This is a genomic window from Streptomyces sp. NPDC058001, from assembly GCF_042886315.1.
Lineage (GTDB): Bacteria > Actinomycetota > Actinomycetes > Streptomycetales > Streptomycetaceae > Streptomyces.
Window position 1 is genome coordinate 131,921 of the sequence record NZ_JBHVQT010000021.1, and the last position, 16,998, is coordinate 148,918.

The 16,998-nt window shown below is 67.8% G+C and carries 13 protein-coding genes and 5 pseudogenes; 6 read left to right on the forward strand and 12 right to left on the reverse strand.

Features of this window, described 5'->3' with window-relative positions; all coding sequences use genetic code 11:
• Positions 1 to 200: 200 nt before the first annotated feature.
• From ACFVT5_RS39665 to ACFVT5_RS39675, 3 genes and pseudogenes are all read right to left on the reverse strand, one after another.
• On the reverse strand, positions 201 to 1,421 hold the full coding sequence (locus ACFVT5_RS39665) for a metallophosphoesterase (protein ID WP_389898608.1): 1,221 nt from the start codon (positions 1,419 to 1,421) through the stop codon (positions 201 to 203).
• Positions 1,422 to 1,509: 88 nt separating this feature from the next.
• Positions 1,510 to 1,974 (reverse strand): annotated as a pseudogene (locus ACFVT5_RS39670) (transposase); the annotation flags it as partial.
• Positions 1,963 to 2,495 (reverse strand): annotated as a pseudogene (locus tag ACFVT5_RS39675) (site-specific integrase); the annotation flags it as partial. The pseudogenes ACFVT5_RS39675 and ACFVT5_RS39670, both read right to left, overlap by 12 nt.
• Before the next feature lie 93 nt (positions 2,496 to 2,588).
• Here ACFVT5_RS39675 and ACFVT5_RS39680 point away from each other — a divergent pair.
• Positions 2,589 to 3,257, forward strand: a complete 669-nt coding sequence (locus ACFVT5_RS39680; protein WP_389898611.1) for a peptidase E — start codon at positions 2,589 to 2,591, stop codon at positions 3,255 to 3,257.
• A 638-nt stretch (positions 3,258 to 3,895) separates the two neighbouring features.
• On the opposite strand, the gene ACFVT5_RS39685 is transcribed toward ACFVT5_RS39680, so the two are convergent.
• The 3 genes from ACFVT5_RS39685 to ACFVT5_RS39695 form a co-directional block, all read right to left on the reverse strand.
• Entirely contained in the window at positions 3,896 to 4,963 is a 1,068-nt protein-coding gene (locus ACFVT5_RS39685) for a 5-methyltetrahydropteroyltriglutamate--homocysteine methyltransferase (RefSeq protein ID WP_389898614.1), read from the reverse strand.
• 446 nt (positions 4,964 to 5,409) lie between these two features.
• Positions 5,410 to 5,553, reverse strand: coding sequence for a hypothetical protein (locus tag ACFVT5_RS39690; protein ID WP_389898616.1), 144 nt, complete (start codon positions 5,551 to 5,553; stop codon positions 5,410 to 5,412).
• A 492-nt stretch (positions 5,554 to 6,045) separates the two neighbouring features.
• Positions 6,046 to 6,585 (reverse strand): hypothetical protein, encoded by a 540-nt coding sequence (locus ACFVT5_RS39695; RefSeq protein WP_389898619.1) that lies wholly within the window; start codon positions 6,583 to 6,585, stop codon positions 6,046 to 6,048.
• 436 nt (positions 6,586 to 7,021) lie between these two features.
• Here ACFVT5_RS39695 and ACFVT5_RS39700 point away from each other — a divergent pair, with 436 nt between their 5' ends.
• The gene (locus tag ACFVT5_RS39700) at positions 7,022 to 7,489 is read left to right on the forward strand and encodes a hypothetical protein (RefSeq protein ID WP_389898622.1); all 468 of its coding nucleotides are present in this window, start codon (positions 7,022 to 7,024) and stop codon (positions 7,487 to 7,489) included.
• A gap of 310 nt (positions 7,490 to 7,799) precedes the next feature.
• Positions 7,800 to 8,062: pseudogene (locus ACFVT5_RS39705) on the forward strand (Tn3 family transposase); the annotation flags it as partial.
• Between the two features lie 68 nt (positions 8,063 to 8,130).
• Here the strand turns inward: ACFVT5_RS39705 and ACFVT5_RS39710 are convergent.
• From ACFVT5_RS39710 to ACFVT5_RS39725, 4 genes and pseudogenes are all read right to left on the reverse strand, one after another.
• Positions 8,131 to 10,203 carry a GTP-binding protein gene (locus ACFVT5_RS39710; protein ID WP_389898625.1) on the reverse strand — a complete coding sequence of 691 codons (2,073 nt, stop codon included), beginning with the start codon at positions 10,201 to 10,203 and terminating at the stop codon, positions 8,131 to 8,133.
• Position 10,204: 1 nt separating this feature from the next.
• The gene (locus ACFVT5_RS39715; RefSeq protein ID WP_389898628.1) at positions 10,205 to 10,615 is read right to left on the reverse strand and encodes a hypothetical protein; all 411 of its coding nucleotides are present in this window, start codon (positions 10,613 to 10,615) and stop codon (positions 10,205 to 10,207) included.
• 511 nt (positions 10,616 to 11,126) lie between these two features.
• On the reverse strand, positions 11,127 to 11,462 hold the full coding sequence (locus ACFVT5_RS39720; protein ID WP_389898658.1) for a hypothetical protein: 336 nt from the start codon (positions 11,460 to 11,462) through the stop codon (positions 11,127 to 11,129).
• Between the two features lie 256 nt (positions 11,463 to 11,718).
• Positions 11,719 to 12,667, reverse strand: a pseudogene (locus ACFVT5_RS39725) (transposase); the annotation flags it as partial.
• A gap of 239 nt (positions 12,668 to 12,906) precedes the next feature.
• Here ACFVT5_RS39725 and ACFVT5_RS39730 point away from each other — a divergent pair.
• Both ACFVT5_RS39730 and ACFVT5_RS39735 read left to right on the forward strand, forming a co-directional pair.
• Positions 12,907 to 13,224, forward strand: coding sequence for a PadR family transcriptional regulator (locus ACFVT5_RS39730; RefSeq protein ID WP_389898631.1), 318 nt, complete (start codon positions 12,907 to 12,909; stop codon positions 13,222 to 13,224).
• Positions 13,221 to 13,967 (forward strand): hypothetical protein, encoded by a 747-nt coding sequence (locus ACFVT5_RS39735; protein WP_389898634.1) that lies wholly within the window; start codon positions 13,221 to 13,223, stop codon positions 13,965 to 13,967. The genes ACFVT5_RS39730 and ACFVT5_RS39735 overlap by 4 nt, the downstream gene beginning before the upstream one ends.
• A gap of 105 nt (positions 13,968 to 14,072) precedes the next feature.
• On the opposite strand, the gene ACFVT5_RS39740 is transcribed toward ACFVT5_RS39735, so the two are convergent.
• Positions 14,073 to 14,606, reverse strand: a complete 534-nt coding sequence (locus ACFVT5_RS39740) for a GNAT family N-acetyltransferase (RefSeq protein ID WP_389898637.1) — start codon at positions 14,604 to 14,606, stop codon at positions 14,073 to 14,075.
• A 158-nt stretch (positions 14,607 to 14,764) separates the two neighbouring features.
• Here ACFVT5_RS39740 and ACFVT5_RS39745 point away from each other — a divergent pair.
• Positions 14,765 to 16,218 (forward strand): annotated as a pseudogene (locus ACFVT5_RS39745) (NF041680 family putative transposase).
• Here ACFVT5_RS39745 and ACFVT5_RS39750 read toward each other — a convergent pair.
• Positions 16,152 to 16,781, reverse strand: coding sequence for a hypothetical protein (locus tag ACFVT5_RS39750; protein WP_389898640.1), 630 nt, complete (start codon positions 16,779 to 16,781; stop codon positions 16,152 to 16,154). The pseudogene ACFVT5_RS39745 and the gene ACFVT5_RS39750 overlap by 67 nt on opposite strands.
• Between the last annotated feature and the right edge of the window lie 217 nt (positions 16,782 to 16,998).

Below are 16,998 nucleotides of genomic sequence, written 5' to 3' on the forward strand. Positions count from 1 at the left end.
AAGAACGTTCTTGGTCTGCTGGTGGTACAGGCGTCACGCGTCGCTGACCTGCGTAAAACGTGGCCGCGAATGGCTCGTTGGAGGCGTCGGCCCGGGAATGGTCCGGATCTCGTCCTCAGCGAGACGGGCCTGGTCATCCGTCGACGCCGCATCCCTCGGCTCGTGGACTGCTCCAAGCGGATGTGCCGGCCCGTCGAGTGCTACATCGAGGTGGGCGGGTGCGGGGAGCGGAGCACGAGCAGGGTGATCTCACTGGGGGCGAAGACGCGGAACGGCGGGCCCCAGAAGCCGGTGCCGCGGCTGGTGTAGAGGAGGGTGCGGGGGCCGTGGTGGCTGAGGCCGGCGAGGGCGGGCTGGTCGATGCGGACCAGGTGGTGGAAGGGCCAGATCTGGCCGCCGTGGGTGTGGCCGGAGAGCTGGAGGTCGATGCCGCCGGCTGCCGCCCGGTCGATGAACTTGGGCTGGTGTGCCAGGAGCAGGACGGGTAGGTCGGGGTCGGCGCCGTTCAAGGCTCCGGCGAGGTGGGCGCCGTGGCCTGCCAGGCCGGAGGACTCGGCGGTGACGTCGTCCACGCCGGCGACGACGAGGGTGTCGCCTCCGCGTTCGAGCAGCAGATGGCGGTTGCGCAGCGGTTCCCAGCCCAGCTCGTCCATCAGGTCGACCCAGCCCTGGGCCTCGCTGTAGTACTCGTGGTTGCCGGTGACGTAGACACGGGCCCGGGTGGCCCGCACGGTTCCGAGTGGGACGGCCTGGGCGCGGCGGCGTTCGGCCGTGCCGTCCGCGATGTCGCCGGTGTGGCAGACCAGGTCGGCTTCGAGGGTGTTCACCGTCTCGCAAACCTGTGCCGACCAGCGAGTGCGATCGAGGGGACCGTAGTGGGTGTCGGTGATGAGGACGACGCGGGTGCCGTCCAACCCGGCACCCAGCCGCGGGAGTTGCACGTCGAGTCGGCGCACGCGTGGCACGCGGCGGGCTTCGATGTACCCCCAGGCGAGTAGTACGGCGGTCATGCCGAGGACGGCCCAAGTGGCAATTCGAGCCCGGTCCTGACTCTCGTCGACGCCGGCCACGGTCAGAACGAGCCGCAAGGGAACGCCGAGCAGAATGGACCAGGTGAACAGAACCCAACTGGTGCCCAGCAGGGTGTCACCGACGATCGCCGCCCGGTCCTGCTGGCGCCGGCCGTGGCCGCGCACCATCGCGAGCGGCATACCGACGAGGCCGAAGGCGAACAGGGCGGTGCCGGAGAGCGTGACGGGCAGCGGCCAGTGCTGGCCGCTGTGCAGGAGCACCCAGCAGGGCACGGCCCACAGCAGGACGGGGGCGATCAGGGGGATGTAGCGCATCAGGCGGTGCAGTCGGCTCTGCCGCGGCGCTTGCGCTTCACTGTCGGCGGGTCGGGTATCGCTGGTATCGGTCACGCTTCCCCTCGCAAACCAGGCTGCCGTCTTGCGCACTGTATCCGGTCGCCCTCGGGCCGGCCGGACCGGCGTCCATGGCCGCGGCCTGGGTCTGTTTCGCGAAGCGGAGGTGTGCTCCAGTTCGAAGCGGCGGAGAAATGCCTGACAGAAACGGTCCACATCGTCCGGCGTAGCCCGGTTCTCGAAGACCATGACCACACCGGTGGGGCGTCCCGTTCCTTCGATGGGTGCTCGACCTTCAGCCGGATCAACGTTCCCTCGACCAGTGGGAGTTCACCATCGTGGTCGAGCCATGAGGAGCGGTGGGTGTGCCTCGGGTGGGCCCGGTCCCGTGCCTGGGCTTCGGCGTTGCCGTAGGTGGTGGTGTCCGTGACCGTGGTGATCGCGGGCTCGGGCCAGGTTTCCGGCTTGGTTGAGCGGAATTCCGGGCCGTGCTTGGGCGGCGGCCGTTGACGCCGTGCATCCTCGGTGGTTTCGGTAGACGCATGACGTGTTCGGAGTGGCCCCTGAGGGGCCCCGGAGTTTCCGGACAGGCACCCAATAGGCGGGTGAGACCCGAGCGCTTCATTCGTGCAGATCCCAGCCCGTGCCGGCACCTCGCCGACGGCCGCGCAGGCACCCATCAGAAGCAGAACACGGGCCTGCCCGTACGACAGCCGCACGAGGCTGGTGTCCGGGCAGACGTCGCGCGGCTGACGATCTTGCCGGGACCGGGGCGACCGTGGGTGAGGGACACCGGCCGCGCGTACGGCCCTTGATCAGCCGGGGCAGGAAGCGGGCGGTGCCGGCGTCCCAGTACGCGGTCTCCAGCACGAACTCATAGCGCGGGGCGCAGCGGCGGCGCGTACGCGGCCGAGCGCCCTTGGCCTTCACCGGGGCCCGGCGCCCGGCAAGGTCCAGCTCCTTGATGTTGACGCAGAGGAACTCTTGCGACAGCGTGACCGTCTCGTACAGCATCTTCTCCCGCAGGTGGACGTTCGCGGCGGATAGATCGGCATCTTCGACCGGGCCGGGGTCTCCGAGTCCGGCGGGGGGCATCCGCTCCACCCGGGTCGGCACGGCCGGGCCGTCGTACCGCCAGTGCCTGTTCCTGATGCGGTCTACCGTGACGGCGGTGGTGATCCTGGGTTCGTTGCGTGCGTTCGTCAGCCGTGGTTGGCTCGCCCGATGGAGCTTCTGTTGACGGCGAGTGGCCTGCGCAACGAGACATTGCGGGATGCACTGCGGGACATGCTGGGAAAGCCGTTCAGTTCGGCGAACGTCGTGTTCGTTCCCACGGCGTCTGTTGCCGAACCAGGAGATCACGGGTGGTTCGTCGCGGACATGAGCCGGCTGCACGGCCTCGGCTGGCGGGAGTTCGATGTCCTGGAGCTGAACGGCCTGCCCAGGCGGATGGTGCTCGACCGGCTGCTCCACGCAGACGTCATCTATGTCGAGGGTGGCAATCAGTACCACCTTGCGCGCAGCATCACCGGCAACGACCTGGCCGACGGCTTCCTGGAGGCGCTGGAGAGCCGGGTCTATGTGGGGATGAGCGCCGGATCAATGATCTTCAGCCGGAATCTCACCGAGCACTCCGCCGACGTCATCGGGGACACCACGGATCTCCACGTGCTCGGCGCGACGACCGTGGAGCCGCCGTTCGGCCTCTTCGACTGGTATCTCAAGCCCCACCTGTACTCGCCGGATTTCCCCGAGCGGGACGACTCCTGGGCTGATCGCATCGCTTCGCGGGCGGACTTCCCGATCTACTTCATCGACGACGAGACGGCCATTCGAGTCAGGGACGACAAGGTGGATGTCATTTCTGAAGGGCGGTGGCGGTTCCACCCGTGACTCAACGCGTGGTGGGGGAGTCCCGGTCTGGGCTGTGCGGCCCTCAGGGGCGCGCTGGTGTCGAGCGGTCGGGGTGAGTGCCTACGCCGGTGTCAGGAGCGTGAGTTGGGCATGGTCGGATGCTGACAGCAGCCACTGCCCCCCGTACACGGCTCAGTTCTGACCGGGCCGCGTCTCGTCCCAGAACCAGCCGTAGGCAGCCATGCCTTCCCGCGTCCACTCCCACAGCGGTCACGCGCCCTCCTGCGATCGCGATGTGTTCCGGCCGCCGCCGTCCGCGAGTAACCGGATCAGCGCGCCGTCCGCAGGCTTGTCCGAGTCGTGCGCCCCGTTCACCCTGCCATGCAAAGAGTCCGCCAAGCCTCCTCGGGCAGCCGACGTGTCGATGACATCACCGTGGCCCTCTGGACACCGGTTCGCTGACCGCACCCGTGAAGAAGCACGCAATCGTGCACGCGCTGCTGGCCGAGGGCCACAGCAGGCGAGCCATCGGCCGCCAGCTCCACATCGGATCTCGTGAGCGCGGGCGGCCCCGAGAGCCAGCCAGATATGTACTGCAAGGGCCTGGCACGAGAAGTGCCAGGCCCTTGGTCGTCAGATGGTGAGGCGTATTCGCCCGATGTCGGAGACCGGCTTGCTCACGAGCGTCCGAGAACCTCCGCTGCCTGCTTGGTGCCTTCGACGCGGGCGCGGACCTTGGCGAACGCGACCTGGCGACTGGTGGATTGGTCGTCCGCAGCTGGAGAGAATCCCGCATCGTCGCAGGTGCCCAGCTGGTCGACTGCGACGTAGCGAGCCGCCCGCAGGACGCGGTCGCGGACCTCTTCGGCGGTCTCCACACGCGGGTCGTTCGGGTCGGTGACGCCGACGAACACGCGGATGCCGGGGCGCAGCTGGTCGGCGATCACCTTCAGGGCGCGGTCCGGGTCCGGCTCGCTGGCGAGGGACAGGTAGAAGGTGCCGGCCTGGAGGCGGAACAACTGGGGCAGCAGGTCCGCGTAGTCGATGTCGAGGCTGTGCGTGGAGTCTTGGTCGGCGCCCGGTCCGCAGTAGACGCCGATTCGGGCCCGGTCCTTCTCGGTGAAGCGTTGCAGGAGTTGGATGTTGAGTTCGGCGAAGTCGTTCAGCACGCCGCCGCTGGGGTCGAGCTTGAGCGAGAGGCGGGCCTCCTCGAAGTCCAGCTGGACCTTGTGCGCGCCGGCGTCCAGACAGGCGCGGACGTCCTTTTCGGCCTCGTTCAGTACGTCCTGGATGAACGCCTCACGCGCGTATCCGTCGATGCCGGACGGCGGGTAGAGCAGACTCATCAGGGACGGGGTGGCCACGGCCTGCTTGACCGGGGCATTCGTGTACTGCTTCGCGGTCTGGAGGTACTGCGCGGCGTTGGTGCGGTAGCGGAACGGGCCCGCCGTCAGGCAGGGAAGCTGGCGCTGGTGGCCGTCCGCGTAGGGGATGACCACGCCGTCCGCAGTGAGGTTGTCCGCGCCGGCGATCGGGTACGTCCAGGCACTGGACTTGGTCTGCTCGCCGTCGGTGACGACCTGCTCGCCTGCCGCCTCCAAGGACTGGATGGTCTCTTTGACTGCCAGCGATGCGATCTCGCGGCAATCCACGTCGCCGAGTTGGCCTGATTCATGGGCGGCGAGCGCGGCGAGCAATTCCGGGGAACGGGGGATACTGCCGATCGACTCAGAAGGAATGTCCACGCCAGAACCCTAGGAGCCGGGCTTCACCCCAGCGCCAGACACGCGCACGATGCCACACCAAACCACCCTCGGGGGTGGATGCGACTCGCCGGGCCGGACGCCCGCAGCCACGGCCGCCGTCTCGCGAGAATGCTGTCGAAACTCGACTTCGGGAAGCTCTACGGTCGGCGACTTTTCGATTCCGGGGGTTGCTCCGGTCACCGCCGGTGCGTGCTTCGTGGTTGGTCTGATTGCCGATCGGTAGCCGGCCTCGCGTGTGGGACGAGAGCAGGGGCCGCTGCTCGAAGCAGGGACGACGACGTCCCGCCGCCGGCTGCCGTGGCTACCGTCAGGGCGGGGCGTCGTGCCATAGGTGCTGTTGTCGCTGAGATGTCGGTGGACCCGGCGGGTGTCCGGTCAGGCCGACACGGAGGCTGTCGGGCCCGCCGGGTGTGTCGACATGTCTGTCAGTCGGTGATCCTGGCGTACTGATACCAGGTCGGGCCGTTCTCGTCCCCGGAGTGCTGCCGGCCGACCAGGACCTCGTTGGGCGGAGCCGAGAAGTACGAGTTGCTTTCCCGCTGGGAGTCGATCCAGGTGGGCGGGCTCACCTTCACCTGCTGCCCGTCGATGAGGATGACGCCGCAGTAGTACGTGGTGTTCCCTTTCTCGTGGCCGTGGTGCTCCCGGCCGAGCAGAACCTGGTTGGTGGGACACGTGAGGGGGCCTGGCCGCTTCCTTCACCGTCTGGGTGTATCCGTCGATGACGATGATCTCTGAGGCATACGCTTCGGTGGCCGTCGCCGTAACCATCCCACCGGACAGCAGCGCGGTGCTCACCAGAGCCAGGGACCGGCGGGTGAGGCGCGAGAAGCAGTTCATGGACATCCCTTACGTGGCAGTACGTAATTGCGAGATCAAGGGCTGGTGGGGTGGTGAACCGGATCGACGCAGCCTGCGTACCTTCTGTCTGAGGGCGGGAGCCGAAATAGTCGGTGCCGCGGAAGTCCCGATGAATTCCGGCGCAGGACACTCACTGGTTCACCCGCGGCCGTGCTCCAAGACATGGGCGTCGGCCTCCTGTCGCAGGACACGGTTTGAGGTCAGGGTAGGCGGATGTTGTCGTACCTGGTGTTCGGCTCCCCGTTGGCGTACACGCGCGGGGAGGTGAACACCCCGGCCAGTTCCTCGCCGACAATTGTTCTCCGGGGAAGGCTCAGCCCGTAGTGTTCGCCCATCAGCCGGTACACGTCCCGGACGTCCGGGACATGCAGCCCCCACTCGTCCGGCTCGTCGGGGAAGTCAGGGTCCGGGTCGACGCTGCCGAGCCCGATCTCGGCGATCATCCGCTGGGTGAGGGGGTGGTCCGTCCTGACCGCCTCGTGAACCTCGCCGTCGAGGTAACTCCAGTTCAGCTTTCCGTCCACGATCACATCGATGATGGGTGGGTCCATGGTGGTGTCCATGATGGTCAGCCATGTGCGGCCCTCCCACAGATGCTTCACGTGGTCAGGGCGCTGCATGTAGAAGCCGTCGTCGCCCCCGCACAGGGCGAAGGCCCACTCTGCGTGCTCGCCGAACCTGGCCCAGTCGGGGATGTTGCTGGACCGGTGCAACGCCGTGTTGAAGGTGTCAGGAGACATGATGCCGAGGCCGGATCCGCCCCCCGCATCGCTGCCAGCTCCTCGACGCTCACGCCTTTGACCATCTCCAGGTAGAAGCCCGAGGAGGCGAGGTCTTGTTGTATCCACTCGAATACGAAGCCACCCCCGCCCAAGACCTGGTGACCTCCCACGTCAACTCCTCGGAATCACGGGCGGGACATGACACAACCGTCGCCCGCTCTCGGACTCACGTGATCATTCCGCGCCGATCGTGAGAAGGACGGAGCCCCGGATCTTGGCCGCCCTGCGAAACCTGGCCAGCCCGGCGCACTCCGGCTCTTCAGCCACACCAACATCGCCGCCGTCCTCCGCCCACCACGCCCGCGACATCACCCGACCACTCTCCATCCTGGGCGTCACGTGATCAACGGACTTTCCGCCAGAACGGCGCAGCGCTGTCGGCTAACGTGAACGGGTGAATCAGGTCTGGGCGTCATTGATCGGTGTCGTAATTGGCGGAGGTCTTTCCTACCTGGCCCAGTTCACCACCGCGCGCCAGGCCGCTCGTACCGAGGACAAGCGCCAGGCCGTGCGGCTGGCGGAGGCCCGCCGCGCTGAACGGCTTGAGGTGCTGCGGGAGTTCATCCAGCTCGCGCAGCAAGGGATACGCCTCGCCGAGGAACGCTACGAGGCACCTGAGTGGTCCTCCGGCCGCACACCTCAGTGGCTCGCCGACGAACGGGCCCTCATCGAGCGCCTCTGGGTCTGCGAGCGGATGATCCTCGTGCTTATCGGGCCGCAGCCCTATCAGCTCGCCTGGGACTACGCGAGCGCGGTGAACCATGTTCTGTGGGAGGCCCTCGGCCGGCCCGAAGCGGCGTGGGACCATCTGCGCGGACCCATGAACACCTTCCTCAACGCGGCCCACGAGAAGCTGGGCTGACCGGCCCAGAAGCCTGCCAGCCTCCGTCCCATCCTGGGCACTCAACCTTCAGCAGTACGAGCTATCCGATCCCTCATCAAACCGAACTCTCAACGAGGGCCCTGATCTTGATGGGCGATGATGTGACGGTGAGCCTGGACTGAGTAACTACGAACTCCTCTGGCCCGCAGAGCTACTCGCGTCCGAAGGCGAGCGCATCCTTCGCGCCTCGGATCGTACCTCGGACTCTTCATGGGTAGACCGAGGTACCTGGCTCACCACCGAGGCCCCTGGCCGGCAACCACCGCGGTCGCGGACTTCGAGGAGTTGTCGCTCGGGGCAGCTTTGCCAGTGCTGCCAGGACGGCATGGAGGACCAGATCGCCGTGCTCGGCTTGGTCCTCAACTCCCTGTCCTTTTCAACACCCGTTGCATAGACGCCGTCCTCACGCAGCTCCGCGACGAGGACATCGCCCGGCTGTCGCCGTTCGTACGACACCACATCGACGTGCTGGGCCGGTACTCCTTCCAGCTCCCCGACTTGCCCGGCAGCCTGCGGCCCCTGCGTGAGGAGCACGCCGCCGGCGATGAGTGAGCGCGGTCGGCCGGGGAAAGTCGCACCGGACCTTGCCCGGCCTGACGTCACGCCGATATGACCCGGCCTCAGCGCGGCTCAAGGCTCCGCCAGTATTCGAGGTTGGCGCGGAGGACGTCGATGTCTGTGTCGTCGAAGGCCATGGCGTGCAGGTCATGCTCCAGCAGGCCGGCGTAGGCGGCAGCGGTTCCGGACGCGTCTCCGGCTTTTGCTCGAAGTGTGGCGAGAAACCACCGGGTGGTGAGGGTGTCGGGGTGCCCATGGCCGAGGCTGCGCTCCAGGTGGGCGAGCCTGGCCTCGTAGGCGGGAAGCGTGTTGGGGTGGTCGGGGCTGAACACGGGAGCGTGGGCGATCCGCGGCCCGCTGGGGACGGCCGTGGCCTCTTGCGGCGGGTTCGCGCTCTCCCGCCGCCACTGGGCGAGGCTGTGGCGGGTCATTTCGGTCAGGACGTGGTCCTGGCCCAGCAGACGCTCCTGGTCCGCGAGCAGTGAGGTGAAGGCGGCGACGGCTCCCGCCACGTCGCCCTCCTCCCCTCGCAGATGGGCAAGCTCGTAGCGGGTGTCCAGGACCTCCGGGTGGTCGGGGCCCAGCACCCGTAACTCTTCGAGGAACAGTGTGACGAAGGCTGCGGTGGCTCCCGCCCGGTCCCCCGACTTTCGCCGCACCTGCGCCAGGTTGTGGCGGGCGGCGAAGGTGGAGGGGTCGCCGGGCCCCAGGGCCTGCGTCATGTCGGCGATCACGACGCGCAGTTCGGCCATGGCCGCGTGGGCGTCGCCACCGGCCGCGAACCGCATCATGACTACGGTGACCCGGGTGGCCAGGGTGTTCTGGTGGCTGGGCCCCAGCTCGCACTGCAATGCCGCGAGCTGTTCCTCCAGCACTGGGAGGGCTGTGGCGGCGCTCGCCGGGTCCTGCCACATCTCGTCCGGGGTCGGATAGCGGTCGGCCAGGTCGGGCGGGTGCGTGGGCCGGTGGCGGCTCGTCTGGGGCAGGAGGTTCTCCATCAGGTGCAGGCGCCAGCTGTGCTGTGCCTTGCGGTAGGCGACGTCACGTTCGGTCCACATGAACGGCCCGTATCCGGGCACCAGCATCTTCTGCCGTACGTCCTGTACTGCATGCTGGATATAAGGCAACCGCATGCCCGTGGTCTGGAGACGGCGTGCCGTGTCCTCGTCACCGCCGCGCTCGGTCAGGTTCGCGAGGAGCAGGACTGCGGAGTAGTACGCCTCGCACATCTCGGTCGCGCGGATCGCGCTCTTCCAGGCCATGAGATTCCACTGCCGCGTATCCGTGTGACCTTTCCGGGACTGCCCGGCACCCTTGCGGAATTCCTCGGCCCAGTCCCATGTGGCGAGCAGGTAGTTGAAGCACGTGGTGAACGTCGAGGCGTCCGCGGTGAGTTCCTCGTTCTCCTGGTCGGAGACCCCCATGAGGGGGGCGATGCGCTGGTCAATGAGCAGCGGACCCGTGCTCTGCCCCTCCCCGGACGACAGGTGGCCCTCCCGGACGTGGGTCAGTTCGTGGGCGAGGGCGAAAATCATGGCCGCGTCGTGGAAGCTCCGCGGATTGGTCGAGGCAGGGGATTCGGCAGGCTCGATCCGCTCGCTCGCGGTGTTGAGCATGCTGAATGGCACCGGGGCCTCGCCGGGCCTCTCCACTGCGCGCACGAACTGGAAGACGGTGAGCGCGAATGACTCCTGTGCGTGCATCGTGGCCGTCTGCCACCCCGCCGGGAGCGCTTCCGGCGCATAGGGGTGCGCCATGTGCAGGCCCCAGGCGATTTCGGCGCTCAGCTGGACGACGAGCGGCGAGATGCCGATGAGGTGTCCGACGGAAGGCCCCGGGCTTTCGAAGACCCGCGACTCCACGGCGGTGGACGGAAGGCAGAATGCCTCGACCGCACCAGCGAGCTGGATCGCCGTCCCACGGTCCTCCGGCGGGAACGTCGCGAGCAGCCCATCGAGAACCGCTCTGACCTGCGGTTGAGTGCGAGCGAAGTAGCCTTCCCAGGCGCGCTCCGGGTCGTTGTCGCCCGTGACCCACCGGAGGTAGGAGAAGTCGGCAAAAGCCCTGCTCATCTTCCTTGCCTCGGCGGCGAGTTCGTGATTTTGCTGCCGAGCGAACAGGCTGCTGCGTCCCACATCAGGCACCGTCCGGGCCTCCGACGTTCGTGCTGCCATTCCCGCGTGAGGGCAGCGCCCCCGCGATGACGTCGGTCAGCCCGACCCCGTCACGAACGGTCACCTCACCCGATTTGGAGCGCACGACGACCAAGCCGCGCGGCAGCGCCGGGTCCTGTCGAACCGTGAGCTGCTGGCCGAGCGCGTCGATCACGACGCCCTTGCTCCACGCCTTACGCAACGTGTTGACCAGGTAGGCGAGGGCGTGCGTCGCGACCGAACCGATCAGCAGGACGTCGCCGAGGGGTACGGTCCCACGAGCGTCGATGCTCCTTCCGACGCTCGCGGCAGCCGCGAACGCCTCCTGCGCGCCGACGATCAGATCCGGATCCGCGGGCACGAACACGTTCACCCTGACCTGATCGGACTCCACACCGTCCACCCGAACCCCCGACCCACTCTGGACACTGGCAAAAAACCGTAGAGCAAGATGTGTGGCGGCGTCAGCCGGGAGAAACTGGCCAAGCTGACCCCGGTTCGCGCACCGCCCAATCGCCAGGCGGGGTCGGCGTCGGGCCTGGCGCATCCAGTGGTCGGTTCCCCAGGGCTCCACCCACAAGCAATGCATGCCCTCAGTCTCGTTGTTCACGCTGGTCTTCGACACTCGGAACGGGACGGACAGGCTGCTGGTCGCGGAGCTGGTGGGGCTGCTCACGACGCCGAGCACTACAACGGCCCCGGCTCCACACCCGACAGCCGTTTGGCCTGCCTCGACCGCCGGGCGCGCTGCTGCACCGGCTTGTCAGCGCCCTTGGGTGACGACTTCTCCCGCTGCCTCGCGCAGGACGCCGAGGACCGGGCCGAGGACGTACCTGCCAGGGCCGAAGCCCTGGCACGGGAGTGCGGCGATCCGCGGCCCGCACCGCGCCGGCCGCGGTGAGCGGTCAAGCGCCGAGGAAGAACTGAGGCAGCCCGGCCGGCATCTCGAGCGCTGCCGCGTAATTGGTCCGGGCCTGCATCACCGGATTGACGTCCGCGAGCAGCTCCGTGTACAGCTCGCGGGCGCCCTTGCCCCGATTCTCGTACAGGGCCCTCAGGTACTTCTCCGCTTCCTCGACGCCGGGGTGCTCAGGCCGCCGCTCCCGGGCCGACCGGAGCCGGTTGGCCTCGTTCGAGTAGCTCAAATGAAGGCAGGTTTCGGCTTGGAGTAGAGCATGATCTACCGGGTGATGAGGGAAGCGGATGCGGGTGTGCGTGTCGATGGTGCCGACGCGTGGCACGAGCGGCTGGGTGGGGGCGCGGCGCCATGCCGGGTACGTTCTCTGGCCACTGGACCGTCCCGAGGTGCCGAATACGTGTCACGTCTGGCGGACTTGGTTGGCGGCGGCATCCAGAGAGTGAGCACGGGCCGGCGCCGCTCGGAGACGGGTTTCGGGGCCCCCCTGAGTGGTGGACACGCTGATACTGGATCTGCTTGATTCGGAGGAAGCGAGAAGACCGCCGATGGCGATGAAGGACTACTCGGACGAGTTCAAGGTCGACCTGGAGGCGGATCAACGTCCCCTCAAGGATGGGAAGTTCACCGTCGTGGCCGATCCAGGCCGAACGGGTGGTGAGCCGGGGGTGGATCCGGTCCCAGGCCATCGTCTGCGCGGTGCCGTAGCGGTCGGTGACCTGCACGGTGGCCGTGTCGGGCTCGCCCCAGGACTCCGGTTTGGCGAAGCGGAACTCCTTGCCGTGCTTTGGGGGGCCGTCCGTCCTGCGGCGGCGAGACCCACGGTACGGGGACGGACTTGCGCATCACCCGGTCCGACCGCAGCCGTCCCAGCATCTCGATGGGCAGCCCGTGAAGGAGGCGTGCCATGCGCGGGGAGTCGTATCCGGCGTCGAAGACGATGAGGATGTCCGCGTCGCCCTGGCGCCACCGCCCGCTCGCGATCAAGTCCTGGACCACGCGGCGGACCTGGACGGCGGTGACTTCGGCGACATCGTCGGCGGGGCCGAGGCGGACCGCGTCCAGCAGTTGGCACCAGGACGTGCGCCCGGATTCGAGCGCGGCGACGAAGGAGTACGGCCAACCGGGGATCATCAGGTGTTGGTCCTTGCTGCGACCGTAAGTGTGACAGAACAGCCGCTCTGCACTGCAGGATGCGTCCGGCCGCAGCCAGTTGGACGCGTCCACGGCCAGGACGAGCCGCCCGTCGGCCGCCTGGGGCTGGGGGAGCACGGCCAGAGTTCGCCGCAGCCGATCGGCATCGATCCGGCCGTGGTTCAAGGCGTCGTACAACGAGCCGTGCCCGCGGCGCTGCTCGGCCAGGAGCGTCAGGTCCACCGGTGTCGTCACCGGCCCGTCGGCGCGGAGCAAGGCGTCGGTCAGCTCGAACAGCTCGTCGCCTCGAACGGTCAGACATGCGTAGAGGTGGTCCCGGAAGTGTGATGCCACAGCGAATGGCTCACGGTGGGCATCGTGATGCAGCAGGCTCAATCTCCCCCGGCCTTCGTGCGGGTCAGGTGCGTCTTTGGTCGGAGCACAAGATCAGGCGAAGGCTGTGTTCACGTCGGCGGAATCCCCGTACGGACGATCAAGTTCGGAGCATCGTTCGAGACCCGAGGCTCTGTAGACAAGCTGACCCCCAGCGCCACTCACGCGCTGCGGTCACTGGGAGCCAAGACACCCGAATCTCGTACTCGACACATGGTCGGCGCAGATGCTTCACTCGTGACATGGCATCAATTCGTCTTACACGGCCAACACTTGAAGTGATCAAGGTGTTGCTGGCATCCACTGCCGACGATCCCGCGTGGGGGCTGAAGATCTGCGAAGAAACCGACCTCGGGTCCGGGACCGTGTATCCCATCCTTGAGCGCCTGGTCGACGCGGGATGGGCCACCCGGTATGAGGAGACGGGTGAGCACCCGGGGCGGCCGAGGCGGTACTACTACGAACTCACCGCCGTCGGTCAGCGTGCAGCCCGGCAGGCCAGAGAGCGGAAGCCTCGACTCTTCGGGCTGCACGCAGCGGCCGAAGGGGGAACGGCGTGAGCACCGACGGGCGTCCCGCTGAGGTCGCCGGCGCCGGGCTGGTTGCTGTTGTCGCCGTGCTGGCACCGATATTGTCCGGCGCACTGGCAGCAGTATTGCTGCTTGTCGGCTACATCCTGAAGATGCTCGTCCCAGAGCCAGCGATCGCCCAGACCGTGCTCACCGGCGGCTGGGTGTTTGGCGCGGTAGCGGCGGTCACGCTCCTGGTTGCCGCGGCCGGTCTGCTGCTCACCGCCCTGCGCAAGGGCACTCAGGCAGTGGAGGAGGGGCCTGAGACCGCCCCTACGGGCACTGCCCCGGGCAGCAGGGCTGGCCTTCGGACTGTGGATTTCGCTTCTTTTGTCGCCGGAGACCGTAGGGCACACCTGCGAGAGGAGTGGGCCGCAGTCCTTGCCGGCGACCCCGGGAACGGCATCGTCCTCTCTTCACGCCGCAGGATGCGCTACGCCATCGGCTTCCTCCGGGCGGCGCTCCGGATGCGGCTCAACGACCTTGCTGCTCCACTATGGATGCCGGTGGACTGGCTGCTGTCGCTGGAGTCGCGTACGCACGGGCTCATCGCGCTGGCCGTCGGTGCGCAGATCGTGTACATCCAGCACGAGGACGGTTTGCACGCGCTTGTCACCGAGGGCTGGGGCTGGTGCGCCGGGTGCGGAATCGCGCTCCGGCTGTTCCTCGGCTGGCTCCGCAGAATTCGCGGCATCGAGCTCGCGTCGGCCCGTAGCAACTCCGCAGACCAGTAGCAACCCACCATGACATGGGCAACCATCAGACCGACCCAAGACGCTCGAATGAGACCGGGCTCCCGACACCGGCCAAAACGTTGAAGAACAAGCTCAGCTTGTTCTTCAACCTCGATCGGCGGCAGTCAGGTTGTGTTCCCAGGTGAGTAGGTCGTAGGTCCGGCCCTTGTCGGTGACGGTCTCGGGGGCCGAGCTGGATGGGTGGAAGCCGGCCGATCGTGCGACGGCGGTGCTGGGCTGGTTGTCAGGTTCGATCTCAAGGATCACCTTCGGCAGGGCGAGGGTGGTGTGCGCGAACTCGGTCATCGTTCGCAGAGCGCGTACTGCCAGCCGTTGCCCCCGGTGGGCGGCGCCGACGATGTAGCCGATGCTGCCAGTGGCACGGTTGAGCAGGACTTCTCCCAGCGCTTGGTGCCCATCGGTGGTGATGGCCAGGTGGATCCGGTCGTTGTCCCGTCGGGCTCGTTCCGCGCTGTGCAGGTATCGCAGTGCGGCGGCCTGGCCGAACGGTGACTCCAACGGGGTCCGGTATGCGACATCGGGGTCGTCGAACAGCTGTTGCATGGCGGCGAGGTCGGCGCTCGTCCATTGGCGAAGTACGAGGCCGTGGGCGGTGAGCTGGAGGAGATGCGTGTCCATGACGACGTCATTCTGCTCTGAGGCCGCCCGTTGCGGGCGGGCCTCGAACAATACGCCGAACATGATCGTCCGTACGGGGGTTTCCCGGACATGAACAGGGCCTTCGTCTGATCCTGTGCTCCGACCAAGGTGCACCGATCGAGACGAAGGCCGTGAAGGTGAGTCTGCTGCCTGACGCCGGCCCCGGGGAAGCGTTCGCGCAGGCGTCACGCTTCCGGGAGGACTTATTCGACTGCCTGACCGCGCGTGGGGACGAGCTGTTCGAGCTCGTGGACACGTTGCTGTGCGTGGACGGTCCGGTGACGTCGCCGGTGGACCTGACGCTGGTGGCCGAGCACCGGCGTGGGCACGGCGCGATGTACGAGGCGTTGAACCACGGGAATGTGGATGTGCCCCGGCTGCGGCAGGTGCTGGCCGGTCTGCCGATGCCGCGGGCCGCCGACGGGCGCCTGGTCCTGGCCGTCGACGTCAGCAACTGGCTCCGCCCCGACGCGCCGACCAGCGCGGACCGCCTGTTCTGTCATGTCTACGGCCGCAGCGGACGCTCCTCGGACCAGTCCATACCCGGCTGACCGTACTCATTCGTCGCCGCCCTCGAATCGGGCCGGACGTCCTGGTGCCAGCTCCTGGACGCCGTCCGTCTCGGCCCCGAGGACGACGTCGCCGAGGTCACCGCCGCCCAGCTCCGCCGGGTGGTCACCGACCTCGTCGAGATGGGCCGCCGGCACGTCGGCGACCGCGACATCCTCATCGTCTTCGACGCCGGCTACGACGCCCCGCGCATGGCCCACCTCCTCGACGGGCTCCCCGTCGAGGTCCTTGGACGCATGCGCTCGGACCGGGTGATGCGACGGCCGACGCCCTCGCTCAAGGAGTACGCCCTGGCCTACCCCAGGGCGGGCGACCGCCGAAGCACGGCAAGGAGTTCCGCTTCGCCAAGCCGCAGACCTGGGGCGAGCCGGACACGGCAACCGTGCAGGTCACCGACCGGTACGGCACTGTCCGCGCGATGGCCTGGGACCGCATCCACCCCCGCCTGACCACCCGCTCCGCGTGGATCGACCACACTGGCGAACTCCCCATCATCGAAGGCACGCTGACCCGCCTCCAGGCCGACCGCCTGCCCGGCGGAGGCGACCCGCTCCCGCTCTGGCTCCGGTCGTCCGCCACCGCCCTGAACAGCGAGGACGTCGACGTGCGCTGGCAGGCGTTCCTGAGGAGATTCGACATCGAACACCTCTTTAGGATGATGAAACAGACCCTCGGGTGGACCCGTCCGAAGCTGCGAACCCCTCAGGCCGGTGAGCGCTGGACATGGCTGATCATCGCCGCGCACACCCAGATCCGACTTCTGCGCGACGCCGCCGCCGACTTGCGACGGCCGTGGGGGAAGCCCGCCGAACCCGGCCGGCTCACCCCGGCCCGAGTCCGCCGAGGGTTTCGGAACCTCCGCCCGCACCCGCACTGTCCGGCCCATGCACCCAGACCCTCAACTCCCGGACCTGGAAGACCACTTGGCTCAAAGAACCGGCGGCCCGCCACCCGCTACGACGTGGACAAGACCGTGAAACGACCCGAGCGCATCACCGAACGAAACCGACTCGGACCATAAAGGACAAGCTCATCGGCCCGCGCCGCCGACTCGTAGAGCAACTTCCGGAACGTCTTCTCCCGCAGGGCGACGTCCAGGCGCCACAGGGCGGCGATCTGGTTCTCGGCCAGGGCCTTGGTGCGGTCCGGCGGTGCTGGCCGCTCGATGCCGATCGTCGGGTTGCCTTCGATCCAGCCCTGGCGCTGCACCAGCCGATCGCTTTGCGCGCGATGGACAGTTCCCGGTTGACGGTATCGGCGTCCATCTCGTCCGCCCGCGCCGCCGCCAGCTCGGCCATCACTTCCGGCAGCGCCGGGTCGTTGATCGCGGCGACGGGGAAGACGGGCGGCTTCGCGCCCTGGCGGGCGGGCCCGGTCGGCGCCGGTTCGCCGGCGAGCATACCCCCACGTCGTCAGCGAGATCCGGTAGATCCGCGCGGAGGACTCCGCGATGCCCGCACCGGTGAGGTACCGCTCGACCGCCGCGGTGTACGACGAGGGCGGGGCGGACAGGGGCACCACCCGGGCGCGCGGCAGCCGGAGCGCGCCCCCGCTTCCGAGTTCAGTCACCGGTTCGATCGCCACGCTGGCCCCGCTCTTCCGGCACTGCCGCAGTAAATGCGTACTCCTCGCCTGCGGAGGCCGGAGAATCCGCCGCAGGTCGCGATGATCACGGTAGGGGCTCCGCCGCAGTAAATCCGGTATCCACTGCGGCAGTGTGGCCTGACCGATGAGTTTTGCGCGCCGTGCTGGTCTGTACGCCGAATACCGACTCACAGGAGGCTGACGCCATGCGGAAACT

What these genes read in the sequence shown, in the direction of transcription:
- ACFVT5_RS39680 (WP_389898611.1), top strand. Translation starts at nt 2,589, where the DNA reads ATGGAGCTTCTGTTGACGGCGAGTGGCCTGCGCAACGAGACATTGCGG.
- ACFVT5_RS39730 (WP_389898631.1), top strand. Translation starts at nt 12,907, where the DNA reads ATGGCATCAATTCGTCTTACACGGCCAACACTTGAAGTGATCAAGGTG.
- ACFVT5_RS39695 (WP_389898619.1), bottom strand. Translation starts at nt 6,585, where the DNA reads ATGTCTCCTGACACCTTCAACACGGCGTTGCACCGGTCCAGCAACATC.
- ACFVT5_RS39740 (WP_389898637.1), bottom strand. Translation starts at nt 14,606, where the DNA reads ATGGACACGCATCTCCTCCAGCTCACCGCCCACGGCCTCGTACTTCGC.